This window comes from Proteus sp. STS61-E (assembly GCF_040932335.1).
GTDB lineage: Bacteria > Pseudomonadota > Gammaproteobacteria > Enterobacterales > Enterobacteriaceae > Proteus > Proteus mirabilis_B.
This window is the reverse complement of sequence record NZ_JBFQGE010000001.1, coordinates 421,368-438,690: the sequence shown is the minus strand read 5'-3', so window position 1 is coordinate 438,690 and position 17,323 is coordinate 421,368. Positions and strand designations below refer to the sequence as shown.

15 protein-coding genes are annotated in these 17,323 nt (G+C 38.1%); 10 read left to right on the top strand and 5 right to left on the bottom strand.

Translation table 11 applies throughout. The features are described 5' to 3' along the window. Positions 1-24 precede the first annotated feature (24 nt). Positions 25-582, top strand: a complete 558-nt coding sequence (locus AB4J89_RS02055; RefSeq protein ID WP_088495300.1) for a glycine cleavage system transcriptional repressor — start codon at positions 25-27, stop codon at positions 580-582. Between the two features lie 18 nt (positions 583-600). Next, positions 601-1,071 carry a thioredoxin-dependent thiol peroxidase gene (gene bcp / locus AB4J89_RS02050; protein WP_088495299.1) on the top strand — a complete coding sequence of 157 codons (471 nt, stop codon included), beginning with the start codon at positions 601-603 and terminating at the stop codon, positions 1,069-1,071. A gap of 95 nt (positions 1,072-1,166) precedes the next feature. Here bcp and AB4J89_RS02045 read toward each other — a convergent pair whose 3' ends face one another. Next, positions 1,167-2,243 (bottom strand): AI-2E family transporter, encoded by a 1,077-nt coding sequence (locus tag AB4J89_RS02045; protein ID WP_088495298.1) that lies wholly within the window; start codon positions 2,241-2,243, stop codon positions 1,167-1,169. Between the two features lie 154 nt (positions 2,244-2,397). On the opposite strand from AB4J89_RS02045, the gene AB4J89_RS02040 reads away from it, so the two are divergent. The 3 genes from AB4J89_RS02040 to AB4J89_RS02030 all read left to right on the top strand — a co-directional run bounded on the left by AB4J89_RS02040 (position 2,398) and on the right by AB4J89_RS02030 (position 6,178). Continuing rightward, complete coding sequence (locus tag AB4J89_RS02040; protein ID WP_088495297.1) at positions 2,398-3,870, top strand: M48 family metallopeptidase; 1,473 nt, start codon at positions 2,398-2,400, stop codon at positions 3,868-3,870. An 8-nt stretch (positions 3,871-3,878) separates the two neighbouring features. Further along, complete coding sequence (gene arsC, locus AB4J89_RS02035) at positions 3,879-4,235, top strand: arsenate reductase (glutaredoxin) (protein ID WP_088495296.1); 357 nt, start codon at positions 3,879-3,881, stop codon at positions 4,233-4,235. Between the two features lie 692 nt (positions 4,236-4,927). Further along, positions 4,928-6,178 carry an MFS transporter gene (locus tag AB4J89_RS02030; protein WP_088495295.1) on the top strand — a complete coding sequence of 417 codons (1,251 nt, stop codon included), beginning with the start codon at positions 4,928-4,930 and terminating at the stop codon, positions 6,176-6,178. 229 nt (positions 6,179-6,407) lie between these two features. On the opposite strand, the gene hda is transcribed toward AB4J89_RS02030, so the two are convergent. The 4 genes from hda to upp all read right to left on the bottom strand — a co-directional run bounded on the left by hda (position 6,408) and on the right by upp (position 10,946). Beyond that, entirely contained in the window at positions 6,408-7,115 is a 708-nt protein-coding gene (gene hda, locus AB4J89_RS02025) for a DnaA inactivator Hda (protein WP_006533048.1), read from the bottom strand. A gap of 218 nt (positions 7,116-7,333) precedes the next feature. Continuing rightward, positions 7,334-8,539, bottom strand: a complete 1,206-nt coding sequence (locus tag AB4J89_RS02020) for a mechanosensitive ion channel family protein (protein WP_088495294.1) — start codon at positions 8,537-8,539, stop codon at positions 7,334-7,336. Between the two features lie 287 nt (positions 8,540-8,826). Then, entirely contained in the window at positions 8,827-10,128 is a 1,302-nt protein-coding gene (gene uraA, locus AB4J89_RS02015; RefSeq protein ID WP_088495293.1) for a uracil permease, read from the bottom strand. Between the two features lie 191 nt (positions 10,129-10,319). Then, complete coding sequence (gene upp / locus AB4J89_RS02010; RefSeq protein ID WP_023581896.1) at positions 10,320-10,946, bottom strand: uracil phosphoribosyltransferase; 627 nt, start codon at positions 10,944-10,946, stop codon at positions 10,320-10,322. A 231-nt stretch (positions 10,947-11,177) separates the two neighbouring features. Between upp and purM the strand changes: the two genes are divergently transcribed. The 5 genes from purM to ppx all read left to right on the top strand — a co-directional run bounded on the left by purM (position 11,178) and on the right by ppx (position 17,223). Further along, entirely contained in the window at positions 11,178-12,218 is a 1,041-nt protein-coding gene (gene purM / locus AB4J89_RS02005; protein WP_102949494.1) for a phosphoribosylformylglycinamidine cyclo-ligase, read from the top strand. A 13-nt stretch (positions 12,219-12,231) separates the two neighbouring features. After that, positions 12,232-12,861 carry a phosphoribosylglycinamide formyltransferase gene (gene purN, locus AB4J89_RS02000; RefSeq protein ID WP_088495292.1) on the top strand — a complete coding sequence of 210 codons (630 nt, stop codon included), beginning with the start codon at positions 12,232-12,234 and terminating at the stop codon, positions 12,859-12,861. Positions 12,862-12,967: 106 nt separating this feature from the next. Continuing rightward, positions 12,968-13,558: a spermidine N1-acetyltransferase gene (gene speG / locus AB4J89_RS01995; RefSeq protein ID WP_088495291.1), complete on the top strand. Its 591-nt coding sequence runs from the start codon at positions 12,968-12,970 to the stop codon at positions 13,556-13,558. A 46-nt stretch (positions 13,559-13,604) separates the two neighbouring features. Then, complete coding sequence (gene ppk1 / locus AB4J89_RS01990) at positions 13,605-15,686, top strand: polyphosphate kinase 1 (protein WP_088495290.1); 2,082 nt, start codon at positions 13,605-13,607, stop codon at positions 15,684-15,686. 4 nt (positions 15,687-15,690) lie between these two features. Beyond that, a complete protein-coding gene (ppx, locus tag AB4J89_RS01985) occupies positions 15,691-17,223 on the top strand; it encodes an exopolyphosphatase (protein WP_088495289.1) in 1,533 nt (510 codons plus the stop codon). Positions 17,224-17,323: the final 100 nt, after the last annotated feature.

Below are 17,323 nucleotides of genomic sequence, written 5' to 3'. Positions count from 1 at the left end.
CTGAAAGTCAAAAGGAACCTTATTTTGCCCATACCTGATAAACATTTTCTCGTCATTACTGCATTAGGTGCTGACCGTCCTGGTATTGTTGATACCATTACACAATTAGTCAGCCAATGCGGATGTAATATCGAGGACAGCCGACTTGCGATGTTTGGTCAAGAGTTTACGTTTATCATGCTACTTTCAGGTGGCTGGAACGCTATCGCACAATTAGAAGCGTTGCTGCCCATTAAAAGTGCGGAACTGGATTTATTGACCGTAATGAAAAGAACCACCAATGGTGCGCCGATCACCTATCCTTCAACAATCGCAGCAAAAGTTGATATTGAAGATGCGCCCGGTATTGTAGAACGCTTTACTAATCTATTTAGCCAACATAATTTTAATCTTGCTGAATTAATATCTAAAACACACCCGTCAGAAGATGGCTCACCTGCCCGTTTAGAAATACAAATTACGGCGCATAATCCATTAGATGATCACGGTATTGTTATTAATGAGAAATTTAATCAATTATGTACAGAGCTGAACGCTCAAGGCACAATAAGTATCGTAAATAGTCTGATGATGAAACAGTAAAAAATGGAGAATGACCTAATGAACCCATTAAAAGCCGGTGAAAAGGCGCCTCAATTCAGTCTGCCCGACCAAGATGGAGAAACAATTAATTTATCTGATTTCGCTGGCCAACGTGTGCTAGTTTATTTTTATCCTAAAGCAATGACACCGGGTTGTACAACTCAAGCTTGTGGCTTACGTGATGAAATGGATGCACTAAAAAAAGCTAAAGTTGAAGTACTCGGCATCAGCACAGATAAATCAGAAAAACTTTCCCGTTTCGCTGAAAAAGAGATGCTAAATTTCACGTTGCTTTCGGATGAAGATCATAAGATTGCAGAAGAGTTTGGTATCTGGGGAGAAAAGCAATTTATGGGGAAAACTTACGATGGTATTCATCGTACAACATTCTTAATTGATAAAAATGGTGTTATCGAACACGTATTTGATAACTTTAAAACCAGTAATCACCATCAAGTCGTTCTCGAATATCTCGCTCAGCATCCATAATAAAAGCTTAGTATTGATAAGATAACAGACAGTTTGCACTGTCTGTTTTTTTATCTACTTTTTATTTTTTTTTGTTAATGCGTTCAATGCAGTCTTCAGTTTTTCTTTGTATGTTGCTCATTCGCAATTTCATCGGGTAATGCATGCAATACTGCTTTTATCAGCGTTGCTAATGGTATCGCAAAGAATACGCCCCAAAATCCCCACATTCCACCGAATATAATCACCGACAATATAATAACTAAAGGATGCATATTTACAGCTTCAGAGTACAAAATTGGTACTAATAAATTGCTATCCAATCCTTGAACAACAAGATAAGCGATAAATAACGCCCAGAAATCAGAGCCTAATCCCCACTGAGATAATGCAATCACAATAACTGGAATTGTTGCTAAAACAGCACCAACATAAGGAACTAAAACAGAAACGCCGACGATCACAGCAAGTAATACAGAGTAGCGCAAGTCGAAGAAAGCAAATACAAAATAAGTGAAAACACCCACAATTATCATTTCGGTTACTTTGCCCCGAATATAATTGGTAATTTGCTGGTTAACTTCAATCCAAACTTGAGCTGCCAATATTCTGTTTTTTGGTAAAACACGACGAACCGCATTAAGCATCTGTTGCTTATCTTTAAGTAAGAAGAACGTCATTAAAGGCACAAGAATAAGATAAATCGACAGTGTAATAATTCCGATTAACGAAGCTAAAGACACTTTTAATACAGATTCAGCCACCGTTGAGAACTTACTGCGTAAGTTTTCTGCCATCATATCAACAATACCCGCATCCATTAATGCAGGGAAACGATCCGGTAATTCATGCGCAAATGCATTAAACTTATTGATCATATTTGGGATATCTGAAATCAGTGTCATCCCTTGCTGCCACACAGTTGGCGCTAAAATCAAAATAACAATGGCACTAATACCAATAAAGAGTGTCAGAATTATCGATACTGCCCATATACGGGCGCACCCTAATTTTTCAAGTAAATGAGTTGGCCACTCTAAAAGATAAGCAAGCACAATTGCCACTAATAAAGGAGCAAGTATGCCACTGAAAAAATACAGAATTGAAAAGCCGGCAATCAAAATGACCACAAGGGCGATAACTTGTGGATCAGCAAATCGGCGTTTGTACCATTGAACAAGCAAGTCCAGCATGAAAATAAAGATCCTTTATAATAATCAGAATAATAGAGCTGTATGTATTCATTTACATAAGCAATAATCTTTTGACAGATTTTACGTTAGGTTTTGCTATCATACATCATTAATTATTAATTTTTCGTTAAGATAGCCATCAGGATACAGTTGTATGAAACTCAGACTTAAAAAACCATTAGTCGCGCTTCTTGTTTCTGCGTTGCTATCAACATCAGTAGTGCCCGCTCAGGCTGCGATTGATATTGAAGACTCTTTACCTGATATGGGAACCACCGCAGGTTCAACATTAAGCATCAATCAAGAAATCGCTATGGGTGATTACTATACTCGCCAACTGCGAAATAGTGCACCATTAGTTTTTGACCCATTACTTTCTAACTATATTAATAATTTAGGACAAAAACTCGTTTCGAACGCCAGTTCAGTCAAAACTCCTTTTCACTTTTATTTAGTTAACAACCCCAATATTAACGCCTTTGCTTATTTTGGGGGAAACATTGTTTTGCATTCCGCACTCTTTCGATATAGCCGAACAGAAAGTGAATTAGCCTCTGTTATGGCTCACGAAATCACACACGTTACTCAACGACATTTAGCACGAATGCTTGAAGATCAGGCTAAAACAACACCCCTTGCTCTTGCTGGTGTATTAGGTTCTATTCTGATATTTATGGCAAACCCGAATGCAGGTCTTGCAACCTTTACAGGTAGTATGGCGGGTATGCAGCAAAATATGATCACGTTCACGCAAATGAACGAACAAGAAGCAGACCGTATCGGAATACAGACACTCTATCGTGCAGGATTTGATCCCAAAGGGATGCCGGACTTTATGCAAATTCTTGCTGACCAAGTACGATATAGCTCTAAACCGCCTGAAATGTTATTAACGCACCCCTTACCAGATAGCCGTTTATCCGATGCAAGAAGTCGAGCAAGTCAATTTCCTGCTCGACAGGTTCCACAGTCAGCTGATTTTCTGTTTGCTAAAATGCGTGTATTAACCATGTTGACGAAAAACCCAACATCAGAGAATGCATTACAAACGATACTTGATCAGTTTAAGCAAGGTACAGCTCTTGAAAAGTCAGCTGCAAATTATGCGCTAGTACTTATTTATTCTCGTGATCGTAAATTTGATGACGCAAGAAAACTGCTCACTCCGATGTTAGAAAGAGAGCCGAATAATATTTGGCTTATTGATGCCATGACCGATATCGATTTAGAACAAAACCGTGCAAGCGATGCGGTTGCAAGATTACAACAGGCATTAAAGCAAAAACCCAATAACAATGTCCTTATTGCCAACTTAGCTAACTCATATATGCATAATAAACAATATAACGAAGCAAACCGCCTGCTTTATCGTTATACCTTTGATAACCCAAGCGATCCTATCGGCTGGCAATTAATGGCAGAAAATTCAGCCAAACAAGGCGATAGAGCTCATGAATTAGCCGCTTATGCAGAAGATTTAGCGCTAAGGGGTGACTTTGAAACAGCGATCCGTTATTTAGGTGATGCAAGCCGACAAGTTAAATTAGGCAGTAATGATCAAGCTCGCTTTGATGCTCGCATAGACCAATTAAGAAAAATTCAGCAAAGAGACAGTCAATTTAAATAAGGGACAACATGACCAAGAAAGTGACGATTTATCATAATCCACGCTGTTCAAAAAGCCGTGAAACCTTACATTTACTAGAAGAAATGCAAATAACACCTAATGTTATTCACTATCTAGATACAGCACCTTCTGTTGAGGAACTTAAAACACTGCTCAAAGCATTAGGTTTTAATGACGCAAGAGAATTAATGCGCACAAAAGAAGAAATTTATAAAACACTAAAACTGGCTGATGAAACATCACAAGATGTATTAATTCAAGCAATGCATGAAAACCCTAAACTTATTGAACGCCCTATTGTGGTTGTAGGTAATAAAGCCCGTTTAGGCCGCCCTCCAGAGCAAGTGAAAGAACTGTTTAATTAATCTTCAAAATTCAAAGCCTATATTTATATTCTTATATATGGGCTTCTCTCTATCTACGTCATTATTAATCCCGCAACCGTTTACTCTCTTTTCTCACATAAGAAATAAATCATTAAATGTTATTTAATTGTAAACATTACAATTGGCAAAGTGTTTCTTATTTCCACAATAGAAAAAAAACAATCGCTTTATGCTTTCAAAAATTTTCATCTCAATTTCATATTTTTTATGAGTAAGAAATCACCATTTTTGAAAACTTTTATTGAGATCACACTACGCCGCATAAACTCACGATTATGAGAAAAAAATAATCATGCGTTTCATTTATATTGTGACTCAAGTCTCTTTACACAAATGCATTCCTACATATCATGGGCATCAGAAAATATGATAGCAGAATTGATAAACTATAAATTCTCGCCAAAATATTTTTCCATTATCATCCAAGAAAGAAATTAACAAGAAATATACATTTAAAACAATACTGCAACACAGCAATAAGCTTTCAATTTGTTATTTACTCTACCTCTTCTTTTATTGTTGTTTTTTTAACTTGATAACAATTAATCAGTGTGAAATGAAGTTGTAGATGTATATGAAATAAACAACGTTATAGCCAACATTATGGGCAATTAAAACTAACCAATCACCATTATTGGTGTCGGGTGATTGCTAGGCTAATAGGAAAACAGATGAATATCGTACTTAGATTAAAACTTGTCTCATTCCTCCAGTTCTTTATATGGGGATCTTGGCTTGTAACATTTGCCTCGTATCTCTTTGGAGAGCTGCATTTTAAAGGTAGTGATGTTGGGCTTATTTTCAGTGCTCTTGGACTTGCCTCACTTATCGCACCCGTCATCATGGGATTTATTGCAGATAAAATAAATAACCGTAAATTAGTGTTTATTACCCTGCATATTTTTTCCGCATTAGCATTAGTGTTAATGTCGCAAATGACGACAGTAACCACGCTATTCTTTGCAACTCTATTACATTTATTGTTCTTTATGCCAAGTATCTCAATGGCAAACAGCATCATTTTCGAACTGTTAGAACAAAAACATTTAGAGCCTAATAACTACTTCCCGAAAATTCGTGTTTACGGCACCGTTGGCTTTATTGCCGCCATGTGGGTGATTAGCTTCTTAGGTTTAGGTAATAGCTACCACCAGCTCTTTGTTGCAGCAATCGCCTCTATTGTTTTAGCTGTATTTGCAATGTTCTTACCTGCCACTAAAGCAACTGATAAAAACGAAACTAAAACCGAAGAAGTGGCATTTAGTATCACTAATATCTTGCAAGTATTTAAAAAGAAAAATGTCGTTGTTTTCTTATTCTTCGCAACATTATTAGGATCTGTACTGCAAATTACTAATACATTTGGTGTGCCATTCCTGCAAGATATTGCACAATCTCCAAATGCAGATGATTCATTCTTTGCACGTTATCCTTCAGTGTTCTTATCTATTTCACAGATTTCAGAAGTCGTATTTATTCTATTCCTACCACTGTTATTAAAACGTGTAAGAATCGAAACTATCGTTTTATTTAGTATGGTTGCTTGGATCTTACGTTTCGGCTTCTTTGCTTACGGTGACTACACATCATTAGGTCAAATCGTCTTATTGTTATCAATGATTGTGTATGGTTGTGCATTCGACTTCTTTAATATCTCTGGTTCACTGTTCTTAGAAAAAGAGATCCCGTTACAATATCGTTCAACAGCACAAGGTATGTTTATGACCTTAGTAAACGGTTTCGGTACTTATTTAGGTGCAATGTTAAGCGGCTGGGTGATCGATTTATATACCACTAATGGCGCGGTTGATTGGAAATCATTCTGGTTAATCTTCACAGGCTACACAGTTGCAATCACTGCACTTTATCTGATTTTCTTACTGGTTCCTCAGAAGAAAGCCAAAGTAGTAGAAGCAAACTAATTATTTAACCCTCCTCCTTTATTGTTTGTGTCTCTCGCCGCTTGTCTTTATACAAGACAAGCGGTTTTTTTATCTCTTTTTTATCTGAGAAAATAGAACGATCACGGTTTAAGAATAACAACGAATTATTACTTTCAATAGGTATTAGATTTAGCAATAGGTATTAGATTTAGAAAATAGAGATAGGATTTAAATTATTAGCCCCACCGAATAAGATGAGTGAGGCAATTTAAAGTTTGAGGATATCTTTCACAAATGGGATGGTAAGTTTACGTTGAGCAACAATAGAAGCGTGATCAAGCTCATCAAGCATTTCAAACAAGGTACGCATTTTTCTATCTAAGCGTTTTAATACAAAACGACCAACATCTTCAGGTAATTCAAATCCACGAAGTTTTGCTCTTAATTGTAACGCTTGAATTTTCTCTTCGTCACTTAAAGGTTGCAGACGGTAGATTTGCCCCCAATCAAGGCGAGATGCTAAATCAGGAAGTTGTAGTTCTATTTGGCGAGGCGGTCTATCCCCTGTAATTAATAAACAGGTTCGTCCATGCTCTAAAACGCGGTTATAAAGATTAAATAAGGCGAGTTCCCACTCTTCGTCACCTGCAATACATTGCACATTATCAATACAAACTAAGGATAAGTGTTCCATACCTTCAAGAACATCGGGAACAAAATAGGCTCGTTTATCAAGAGGAACATAGCCAACAGCATCACCTTTTAGTGAAAGCTCAGCACAAGCGGCATGTAAAAGATGGCTCTTTCCACCTCCGTCACGAGACCAGAAATAGATATAACTGCCATGAGATTGATGAATGGCGGTTCGAATTGCCGCGACTAACGACGCGTTTTCCCCTGCATAAAAGCTATCGAATGTCTCATCATCGGGCAGAGATAGTGGTAATGATAGCTGTGACGGCGTATTCAGAAGCACCTCACCTGAATAGTTTAATAAACGTGGTGATTCTAACACAAATTCTCGCAAGGTCAGAACCAATATTAAAAAAGCACATTGCACTGATTAAGATAACAGCAAGATTATCGTGACAAGCCTATTTTATATACTCTTAATGACTTATTTATCGCCTTGCTGTATCACTAATTGTTTAGTGCAAAATCAAAAAACATTTCTTGTTTAATTAATCGTCTTTATTATCTAAATTTTAATTTCGCAACATCATTACCTGAAGGTTGCTGATAAATGTCGAGCTTAAAATATTTAGCTGATGCATTTATATACTCAAAGATTTCAGATTGAGTCTCTTCATATTCAACCCACGTGGTTGCACGAGTAAAACAATATAACTCTACAGGTAATCCCATCGGTGTAGGTGGCATTGTTCTGATCACTAAATACATATCAGGTCGAACATCACCACGCATTTTTATCCAATTTAGCATGTACTTACGAAACAATTGTAGGTTCGTCACCCCTTTTGTTTCTAACCACTCATTAATATCACCAATCTCTTCTTCTTTTCCTTCGAGCATCGTTTCTATACTCTTACGAAGCGGTGCTGTATTTTTTAATTCTAATACTAACTCTTGCGTTGCAAATGAAATCGAAGATTGGTCAATATAAAAACTACGTTTAATCCGACGCCCTCCTGATGAAAACATCGGTTGCCAGTTTGTATATTTTTCAGTCAAAAAATCCTTGGTTGGAATACGTGAAATCGTATTATCCCAATTACGCACAGTGATCGTATGTAATGCGATATCAATAACCTCACCACTAATATTACTACTGGGTAATTCAATCCAATCATAAAGCTTTAATACTTTTCCGTTAGAGATAAGAATATTGGCAACAAAAGAGATAAGTGTATGCTGAAAAACAAACATTAATACCGCAGCAATAGCACCAAAACTTGAGATAATAATAAGTGGTGATTGTTCAGTAAATAACGCAATGATCAGGATAAAAGAGATAATCCAAACCACGATTTTGGCAATCTCAATATAGCCTTTGATAGAGTTATTTCGATGCCACGCTTTTTTGGCGTGCCTAATATTGAAGATATCAAGCGCGTTGTTTAGCAATGAAGCAATATTGATGATAATAAAGGCGCGAGCAACCGTCTCAAAAATAATATTCATTTCAGCTGAAAAAGACGGTAATAGCTGATTAATATAGAGAACAAGTGTCACAGCAACAATAGATGCGCTCTTTTTAGCTATATCTTCTATCGTTTCTTCATCTGAAAGTTCAGTAAATAAAAAAAGTAAACGCTTTGCTATTCGGCGGAAAATCATTTTGGCGAGAAACCACACCACCAGCAACACAATAACTAAAAATATTGTGGTAAAAATCTGCTTTGATGTAATGAAATCATAAATTTCAATCAGCTTTTCCATAAATTACGTTATACCTTTATTGAGACGCTTCCAACCTTAAAACGAATATCATTTAAGCCGCAGACAAATTGCCTATTTCGCATAAGAACAGACACCCATTGTCTCATTTATTTTATTTAAATAAACATCATGATTGAATTAATCATGCTTTTCTAAGTTTTAAACACTTAAAATATCAAAAATCTTAGTTTTTAATATGACACAAAAAACAAAGCGCAATAAAAAAAGGTGGAGATCATCCACCTTTTTACTAATTTCAGCATATTGCTTTAGATTTTCTTAATCGATTACTTTTTGTTTGCTGTACCACTAACAGACTCGATAGTGTTATCCACTAATTCTGTTTCAGGGCGAACAATACTAACTAATTTAAAGATTAAGCTTAAAACAATACCTACGATAGTTGCTAATGCCATGCCTTTTAATTCAGCAGCACCAATCTGAATGGATGCACCACTCACACCGACAATCAGAATAATTGCAGTTAATATCAAGTTTTGCGGTTTGTTATAATCCACTTTTGAATCTAACAAGACACGAATACCTGATGCACCAATAACACCGTAAAGTAGTAATGAAACTCCACCCATCACTGGAACAGGTACAGCAGCAATAGCAGCAGCCAGTTTACCGACACAAGATAATAAGATAGCGAGAATTGCCGCGCCACCAATAACCCATGAGCTGTAAACTTTAGTGATAGCCATAACACCAATATTTTCACCATAAGTGGTATTTGGTGTTGAGCCAAAGAAACCCGAAATAATGGTAGAGAAACCGTTTGCGAACATAGAACGATGTAAGCCTGGGTTTTTCATTAAATCGCGTTGCACAATATTTGCGGTAACAACAAGGTGTCCAACGTGTTCTGCAATAACGACTAATGCAGCAGGTAGGATAATAAAGATGGCACTCCATTCAAAACGTGGAGAATAAAATGTCGGTAGTGCAAACCAGTTAGCTTCTTTAATTGGAGTAATATCAACAACGCCCAAGAAGAAAGAGAGTGCATAACCTGCTAGTACCCCAATAAGGATAGGAATAATAGCAAGGAATCCTCTAAACATCACAGAGCCTAAGATTGTCACCCCTAAAGTCACCATAGAAATAAGCAGTGTTTGGTTATCAACCGGTGCATCAGCACTTGGTAATAATCCTGCCATTCCCGCAGCGGTTCCAGCTAATTCAAGTCCGATGACGGCAACGATTGCGCCCATTGCCGCAGGCGGAAACATCACATTAATCCAACCTCGTCCTGCTATTTTAACAATACCTGCAACGATACAAAATAACACACCACAGACGATGAATCCCCCGAGTGCTAATTCATACCCTAAAGGTAATAGTAAAAGTACGGGTGAGATAAACGCGAAACTTGAACCTAAATAAGCAGGAATGCGTCCTTTACAAATAAAGAGATAAAGCAGGGTTCCGATCCCGTTAAATAACAATATTGTTGCCGGATTAACTTTAAATAAAATTGGCACAAGTACGGTAGCGCCAAACATTGCAAACAGATGTTGAAGACTCAACGGAATTGTTTGTAATAATGGTGGGCGCTCTTCTACCCCGATTGCACGACGAGTCATGCTTACGACCTCTCTTTAATATGAATGTGAAATTGGTTTGTATTTTTAACTTTATACTCGTCTTACTTTAAGCCACCGCGTTGCTAACTACGCTCGCTCGAACGAGTCATCTAGCGGCACCTTAAAATATTTAGAGTATAGAACAAATAAGTGGTCCAAAAAAAAGCCGACTATCAAAGTCGGCTTAATTATTATTTTGTACCAAATATCTTATCACCAGCATCGCCAAGACCTGGAACGATGTACCCGTGCTCATTAAGATGACTATCAATAGATGCAGTATATAACTCCACATCTGGATGAGCTTCTTCTAATGCCTTAATACCTTCTGGAGCAGCAACCAGTACTAATACTTTAATTGAAGTACAGCCCGCATTTTTTAATAAATCAATTGTGGCAATCATAGAGCCGCCTGTTGCTAACATAGGGTCAACAACAAGAGCCATACGCTCTTCAATATTGGATGCTAATTTCTGGAAGTAAGGGACAGGTTTTAATGTTTCTTCATCGCGGTAAACGCCAACTACACTGATTCGGGCACTAGGAATATTTTCTAATACTCCATCCATCATCCCGATACCTGCACGGAGGATAGGAACTACTGTGATTTTTTTTCCTTTAATCTGTTCTATCTCTACCGAACCACACCAACCTTCTATTGTTACCGTCTCTGTTTCTAAATCGGCGGTAGCTTCATACGTCAGTAGACTGGAAACTTCTGAAGCCAGTTCACGAAAGCGTTTAGTGCTTATATCATGATCTCGCATCAGCCCCAATTTATGTTGAATGAGTGGGTGTTTTACCTCAACGATCTTCATAATTTCTCCTAATGTACGACGCAGCCTGACAAAAAAATCGCGAGATTATACCGCTTTTTTGCCAACATTCCATCGTTTTTCTATTGATATTGATCAAACGCACAGCTTTTAACCACACCAACATGAATAATTGTGACCTATAAAGAAGATCCTCGCAAACGTTTGCTTTGCCTGTTAGAATAGCGTCCGCACACATTTTTTCTTAACAGCAACTTGCCGTGAGGGCTCTACGTGACTAACAAATCCTCTCTCAGCTATAAAGATGCCGGTGTCGATATTGATGCAGGTAATGCTTTAGTCGATCGTATCAAAGGTGTAGTAAAAGAAACCCGCCGTCCTGAAGTTATGGGGGGTTTAGGTGGTTTTGGCGCACTTTGTGCAATTCCATCTAAATACCGTGAACCTATTTTAGTTTCAGGCACAGATGGCGTAGGAACTAAACTTCGCCTTGCGATGGATTTAAATCGCCATGATGACATCGGTATTGATTTAGTCGCAATGTGTGTCAACGATTTGATTGTTCAAGGTGCAGAACCCCTTTTCTTCCTTGACTACTATGCCACAGGAAAATTAGATGTCGATACCGCAGCACGCGTAGTAACAGGTATTGCAGAAGGTTGTAAGCAATCTGGTTGTGCGTTAGTTGGCGGTGAAACTGCTGAAATGCCAGGAATGTACCACGGTAACGATTATGATATCGCAGGCTTTTGTGTCGGTGTGGTTGAAAAATCAGAAATTATCGATGGTAGCAAAGTTAAGGCTGGCGATGCGCTAATCGCTTTAGCATCAAGTGGTCCTCATTCTAATGGCTATTCATTAGTCAGAAAAATTCTTGAAGTCAGCAATACGCAAGCTGAAAACACATCATTAGGCGATAAATCATTAGCCGATCACCTATTAGCCCCTACTCGTATTTATGTGAAGTCACTGCTTTCATTAATTGAAAATGTAGATATCCATGCCGTGGCACATATTACAGGTGGCGGATTCTGGGAAAATATTCCTCGCGTATTACCTGAAAACACGCAAGCGCGTATTGAAAGTAAAAGCTGGGAATGGCCACTAGTTTTCAAATGGCTACAAGATGCCGGACAAGTCAGCACACATGAAATGTATCGCACCTTTAACTGTGGCGTTGGATTGTTAATTGCCGTTAACCCAAATGATGTTGAAAAAACATTAGCACATCTGGCTGAGTGTGGTGAAAACGCATGGTTAATTGGTGAAGTTGCGCCACAAGCTACTGGTGAAGCACAAGTTATTATTAACTAATGAAAGCATGTGAATGAAAAATATTGTCGTCCTTATCTCAGGAAACGGCAGCAACCTACAGGCGATTATCGACGCCTGTAGGGCAAATAAAATCACAGGTAATGTGGTTGCTGTCTTAAGTAATAAAGCTGATGCATACGGTCTTAAACGGGCAAAACTTGCTGATATTCCAGCTTATTTTGTTGATCCTACTCTCTATAATGACAGAACGGATTACGATAACGCGTTAATTGAACAAATCGACGCTTATCAGCCCGATATTGTGGTGTTAGCTGGTTTTATGCGTATTTTATCGCCTGATTTTGTCACTCATTATCAGCATAAATTATTAAATATTCATCCTTCTTTGCTTCCTAAATATCCCGGATTACACACTCATCGCCAAGTTTTAGCGAATAAAGACTCTTTTCATGGCGTTACCGTCCATTTTGTTACAGAAGAACTTGATGGTGGTCCCATGATTATTCAGGCGCGTATTCCTGTTTTGCCAGATGATACAGAACAATCATTACAAGCAAGAATACAAACTGAAGAGTATCGTATCTATCCACTAGCGATCGGTTGGTTAGCTGACGAGCGATTAAAAATGCAGAATAATCAAGCCTTTCTCGATGATATTGCGCTTTTCGACAACCTTGGTTAACTATTTCGTTTAAGATAAAAAGTCACATTGTGCTACACTGTAGCTCGCGTGACTTTTTTTGTGTCACCCTTTTCTCTTTTTATTCAATGCATTCACCGAGGTGCTTATGTCCGGTGGTAAGAAAGTTCCACCTATAAAATTACGTCCTCTCGAACGAGAAGATCTCTCTTTTGTCCATCAACTTGATAATAATGCCAGCGTTATGCGCTATTGGTTTGAAGAGCCTTATGAGGCTTTTATCGAGTTAAGCGACCTTTATGAAAAACATATTCACGACCAAAGTGAACGCCGTTTTATTGCCGAAAGTGATGGTACTAAAGTTGGGCTTGTCGAGTTGGTTGAAATTGATTATGTTCACCGTCGTGCTGAATTCCAAATCATCATCGCACCGGCACATCAAGGCCACGGATATGCTGCACGAGCAGCAAAGTTGGCGATGGATTATGCTTTTTCTGTACTTAATTTATACAAACTCTATTTGATCGTCGATAAAGAGAATGCTAAAGCGATTCATATTTATGAAAAGCTTGGCTTTAAAAAAGAAGGTGATTTAATAGATGAGTTTTTTGTTAACGGTGCCTACCGTTCTGCGATTAGAATGTGTACTTTCCAAGCGCCTTATTTTGAACAAAAAGCCAAAGAGGCGAAACCCGAAAATTTTGTTAAGCCGGGTGCGACCATTAAGCAACACGTCTGATTTATTCAGATATTAAGTTTTAACTTTAACCCTTGTTGGAGTTCAGATGTCCCAGGAACGACTCTATATTGATAAAGAGATCAGTTGGCTTGCGTTTAACGAGCGTGTATTACAAGAGGCGGCTGATAAACGAAACCCGTTAATTGAAAGAGTCAGGTTTCTGGGGATCTATTCAAATAATCTTGATGAGTTCTACAAGGTTCGCTTTGCCGATGTAAAACGCCGTATTTTAATTAATGAAGAGCGTGGTTCACGCTCTGCATCAAGTCATGCTCGCCATCTTATAAAGAAAATTCAGTCAAAAGTGGCTAAAGCTGACCAAGAGTTTGATGCCTTATATAATGATTTGTTACTTGAAATGGCGCGAAATCAAATATTTTTAATTAACGAACGCCAAATCTCACCTAATCAACAAATCTGGTTACGCCAATACTTCCGTCAAAATTTAAGAAAACACATCACGCCTATTTTGATTAATCCTGAAACAGACTTAGTTGAGTTTCTTAAAGATGACTATACCTATTTAGCGGTTGAAATAGCGCAAGGGCAAATTATTCATTATGCCCTACTAGAAATTCCATCAGATAAAGTACCTCGTTTTGTCATTCTGCCAACAGACCAAGGTCGTAGTAAGAAAAAATCCATGATTTTATTGGATAATATTTTACGCTACTGTCTTGATGAAGTGTTTAAAGGCTTTTTTGATTACGACTCATTAAGTGCTTATTCCATGAAAATGACGCGAGATGCAGAGTACGATCTTGCGACAGAAATGGAATCAAGTTTACTTGAAATGATGTCATCGACATTAAAACAGCGCCTTACCGCTGAGCCCGTCCGTTTTGTTTATCAACGGGATATGCCTGATGAAATGGTGGCACTACTGCGCAGTAAATTAGGTTTATCGAATAATGACTCCGTAATAGCTGGTGGTCGTTATCATAATTTTAAAGATTTTATTAACTTCCCAAATGAAGGGAGTAAATTTCTTTTAAATAAAGTGATCCCACGCTTACGCCATGTGTGGTTTGATAATTTCCGTAATGGCTTTGATGCAATACGTGAGCGCGATGTCTTACTCTATTATCCTTATCATACCTTTGAGCATGTGCTGGAATTGTTGCGCCAAGCCTCTTTCGATCCAAGTGTTATCTCAATAAAAATCAATATTTACCGTGTCGCTAAAGATTCTCGGATCATTGATTCGATGATCCACGCTGCGCATAACGGCAAACGTGTCACTGTTGTCGTTGAGTTACAAGCTCGCTTTGATGAAGCAGCAAATATTCACTGGGCAAAACGTCTGACAGAAGCGGGTGTACACGTTATTTTCTCTGCACCAGGTCTGAAAATTCACGCGAAATTATTTATCATTTCACGTTTAGAAAATGGTGAAATTATTCGCTATGCTCATATTGGTACCGGGAACTTTAACGAAAAAACAGCGCGTCTTTATACTGACTATTCACTATTAACGGCGAATACCGAAATTACTAATGAAGTGCGCCGCGTCTTTAGTTTTATTGAAAATCCTTATCGTCCAGTGACTTTTGAACATTTGATGGTTTCACCACAAAACTCGCGTATTCTGTTAAATCAATTAATCACAAACGAAATTCACAGTGCCCAAGCCGGACATCCAGCAGGGATCACATTAAAAGTGAATAACTTAGTTGATGAAGAGCTAGTTAATCGCCTTTATGACGCGTCAGAAGCTGGCGTAAAAGTACGATTATTAGTACGCGGAATGTGTTCTTTAGTCCCTAATCAACCGGGATTTAGTGAAAATATTCAGGTAACCAGCATTGTTGACCGATTTTTAGAACACGATCGTGTCTATGTGTTTACTAATAAAGGCGATGAAAAAATCTTTCTCTCTTCTGCGGATTGGATGACGCGAAATCTTGATTATCGTATTGAAGTTGCAGTGGCTTTGCTTGATCCTCAACTTAAACAGCGCGTTCTTGATATTCTGGATATTCAATTTAATGACACCGTAAAAGCACGTTATATCGATAAAGATTTAACAAATAGCTATGTTCCTCGTGGAAATAAACGTAAGATCCGTTCCCAGCTTGCTGTCTATGAGTACATTAAATTGTTAGAACAACCAGATCCACGAGCGTAATTCTATGCCTTTATCACAAGATGACTCTTCACCACGTCCTTTAGAAATTGCGGCTATTGACCTCGGTTCTAATAGTTTTCATATGATTATTGCGCGGGTTGTTAATGGCGCATTACAAGTATTAAGCCGTTTAAAACAGCGAGTTTATCTTGCTGACGGGCTTGATGATGATAACGAATTAAGCGAAGAGGCTATGTTACGTGGGCTTTCAGCCCTTTCTCTTTTTGCTGAAAGGTTACAGGGCTTTCCTGCGGAAAATGTCACCGTCGTGGGAACGCATACTTTGCGCGTCGCCACTAATGCGAAAGTCTTTCTTCAACGCGCCAAAGAAGTTATTCCTTATCCTATCGAAATTATTTCGGGACACGAAGAAGCTCGACTTATTTTTATGGGTGTTGAACACACTCAATCTGAAAAAGGTCGAAAGCTCGTTATTGATATCGGTGGTGGATCAACAGAATTGGTTATTGGTGAAAATTTTGAACCAATCTTAATCGAAAGCCAACGCATGGGTTGTGTCAGTTTTAGCCGTCAATTTTTCCCAGAACAGAAAATCAGTGAATCCGCTTTTCGTAAAGCACGAGAAAAAGCCGCGCGTAAAATGGAAAAAATTGCATGGCAATACAAAATGACTGGCTGGGATGTGGCTTTAGGGGCTTCAGGAACGATTAAAGCAGCTCATGAGATCTTAGTTGAGTTCGGTGAAAAAGACGGTGTTATCACACCAGAACGCCTCCTTATGCTCACTAAACAAGTTTTACGATTTAAAAAATTTAAAGATATCGCCCTACCGGGTTTATCCGATGAGCGTAAACATGTTTTTGTACCGGGTTTGGCGATTTTATGCGGTATCTTTGATTCTTTAGGATTAAAAGCCCTACATCTTTCTGATGGTGCATTACGTGAAGGTGTGCTTTATGAAATGGAAGGCAGATTCCGCCATCAAGATATTCGTCAACGCACAGCAAAAAGCCTTGCAGAGCACTATAATATCGATAGAGAGCAAGCAAAACGTGTTCTTGAAACAATGCAGTCTCTCTACGCTCAGTGGGCACAGCAAAATCCTAAATTAGTTCGTCCTGATTTAGAAGCTATTTTAATCTGGGCTGTCATGTTACATGAGGTGGGATTAAGCATTAATTTAAGCGGGTTACATCGTCATTCTGCCTATATTCTTTCAAATACTGATTTACCCGGTTTTAATCAAGAGCAACAACTGTTATTAACAACCCTAGTTCGCTATCACCGAAAAGGGATCAAGTTAGATGAGTTGCCAAAATTTAATCTTTATAAAAAGAAACAGTATTTCCCACTCGTACAAATACTAAGATTAGCAACTTTACTTAATAATCAGCGACAATCGACGACAAAACCCGCATCTTTGCGTTTAGTTACAGATGAAAATCATTGGACGCTTTATTTTCCTAAAAAATATCTTTCCGATAACACATTGATGGAATTGGATTTAGAAAAAGAACAAGAGCATTGGCAGTCGGTTCCGGGTTGGAAACTGGATATAAAAGAGGAATCTGCTTAACAATATGATATTATACAGAAAAAGACGCTAGTCAATGCGTCTTTTGTTGCATCTATCATACAACAACTATCACATAACAACATAGGTTTGATTTGTGACC

Excerpts from the sequence above, each read along its gene's own strand:
- bcp (WP_088495299.1), top strand. The coding sequence starts at position 601 with ATGAACCCATTAAAAGCCGGTGAAAAGGCGCCTCAATTCAGTCTGCCC.
- AB4J89_RS02045 (WP_088495298.1), bottom strand. The coding sequence starts at position 2,243 with ATGCTGGACTTGCTTGTTCAATGGTACAAACGCCGATTTGCTGATCCA.
- AB4J89_RS02040 (WP_088495297.1), top strand. The coding sequence starts at position 2,398 with ATGAAACTCAGACTTAAAAAACCATTAGTCGCGCTTCTTGTTTCTGCG.
- arsC (WP_088495296.1), top strand. The coding sequence starts at position 3,879 with ATGACCAAGAAAGTGACGATTTATCATAATCCACGCTGTTCAAAAAGC.
- AB4J89_RS02030 (WP_088495295.1), top strand. The coding sequence starts at position 4,928 with ATGAATATCGTACTTAGATTAAAACTTGTCTCATTCCTCCAGTTCTTT.
- AB4J89_RS02020 (WP_088495294.1), bottom strand. The coding sequence starts at position 8,539 with ATGGAAAAGCTGATTGAAATTTATGATTTCATTACATCAAAGCAGATT.
- uraA (WP_088495293.1), bottom strand. The coding sequence starts at position 10,128 with ATGACTCGTCGTGCAATCGGGGTAGAAGAGCGCCCACCATTATTACAA.
- upp (WP_023581896.1), bottom strand. The coding sequence starts at position 10,946 with ATGAAGATCGTTGAGGTAAAACACCCACTCATTCAACATAAATTGGGG.
- purN (WP_088495292.1), top strand. The coding sequence starts at position 12,232 with ATGAAAAATATTGTCGTCCTTATCTCAGGAAACGGCAGCAACCTACAG.
- speG (WP_088495291.1), top strand. The coding sequence starts at position 12,968 with ATGTCCGGTGGTAAGAAAGTTCCACCTATAAAATTACGTCCTCTCGAA.
- ppk1 (WP_088495290.1), top strand. The coding sequence starts at position 13,605 with ATGTCCCAGGAACGACTCTATATTGATAAAGAGATCAGTTGGCTTGCG.
- ppx (WP_088495289.1), top strand. The coding sequence starts at position 15,691 with ATGCCTTTATCACAAGATGACTCTTCACCACGTCCTTTAGAAATTGCG.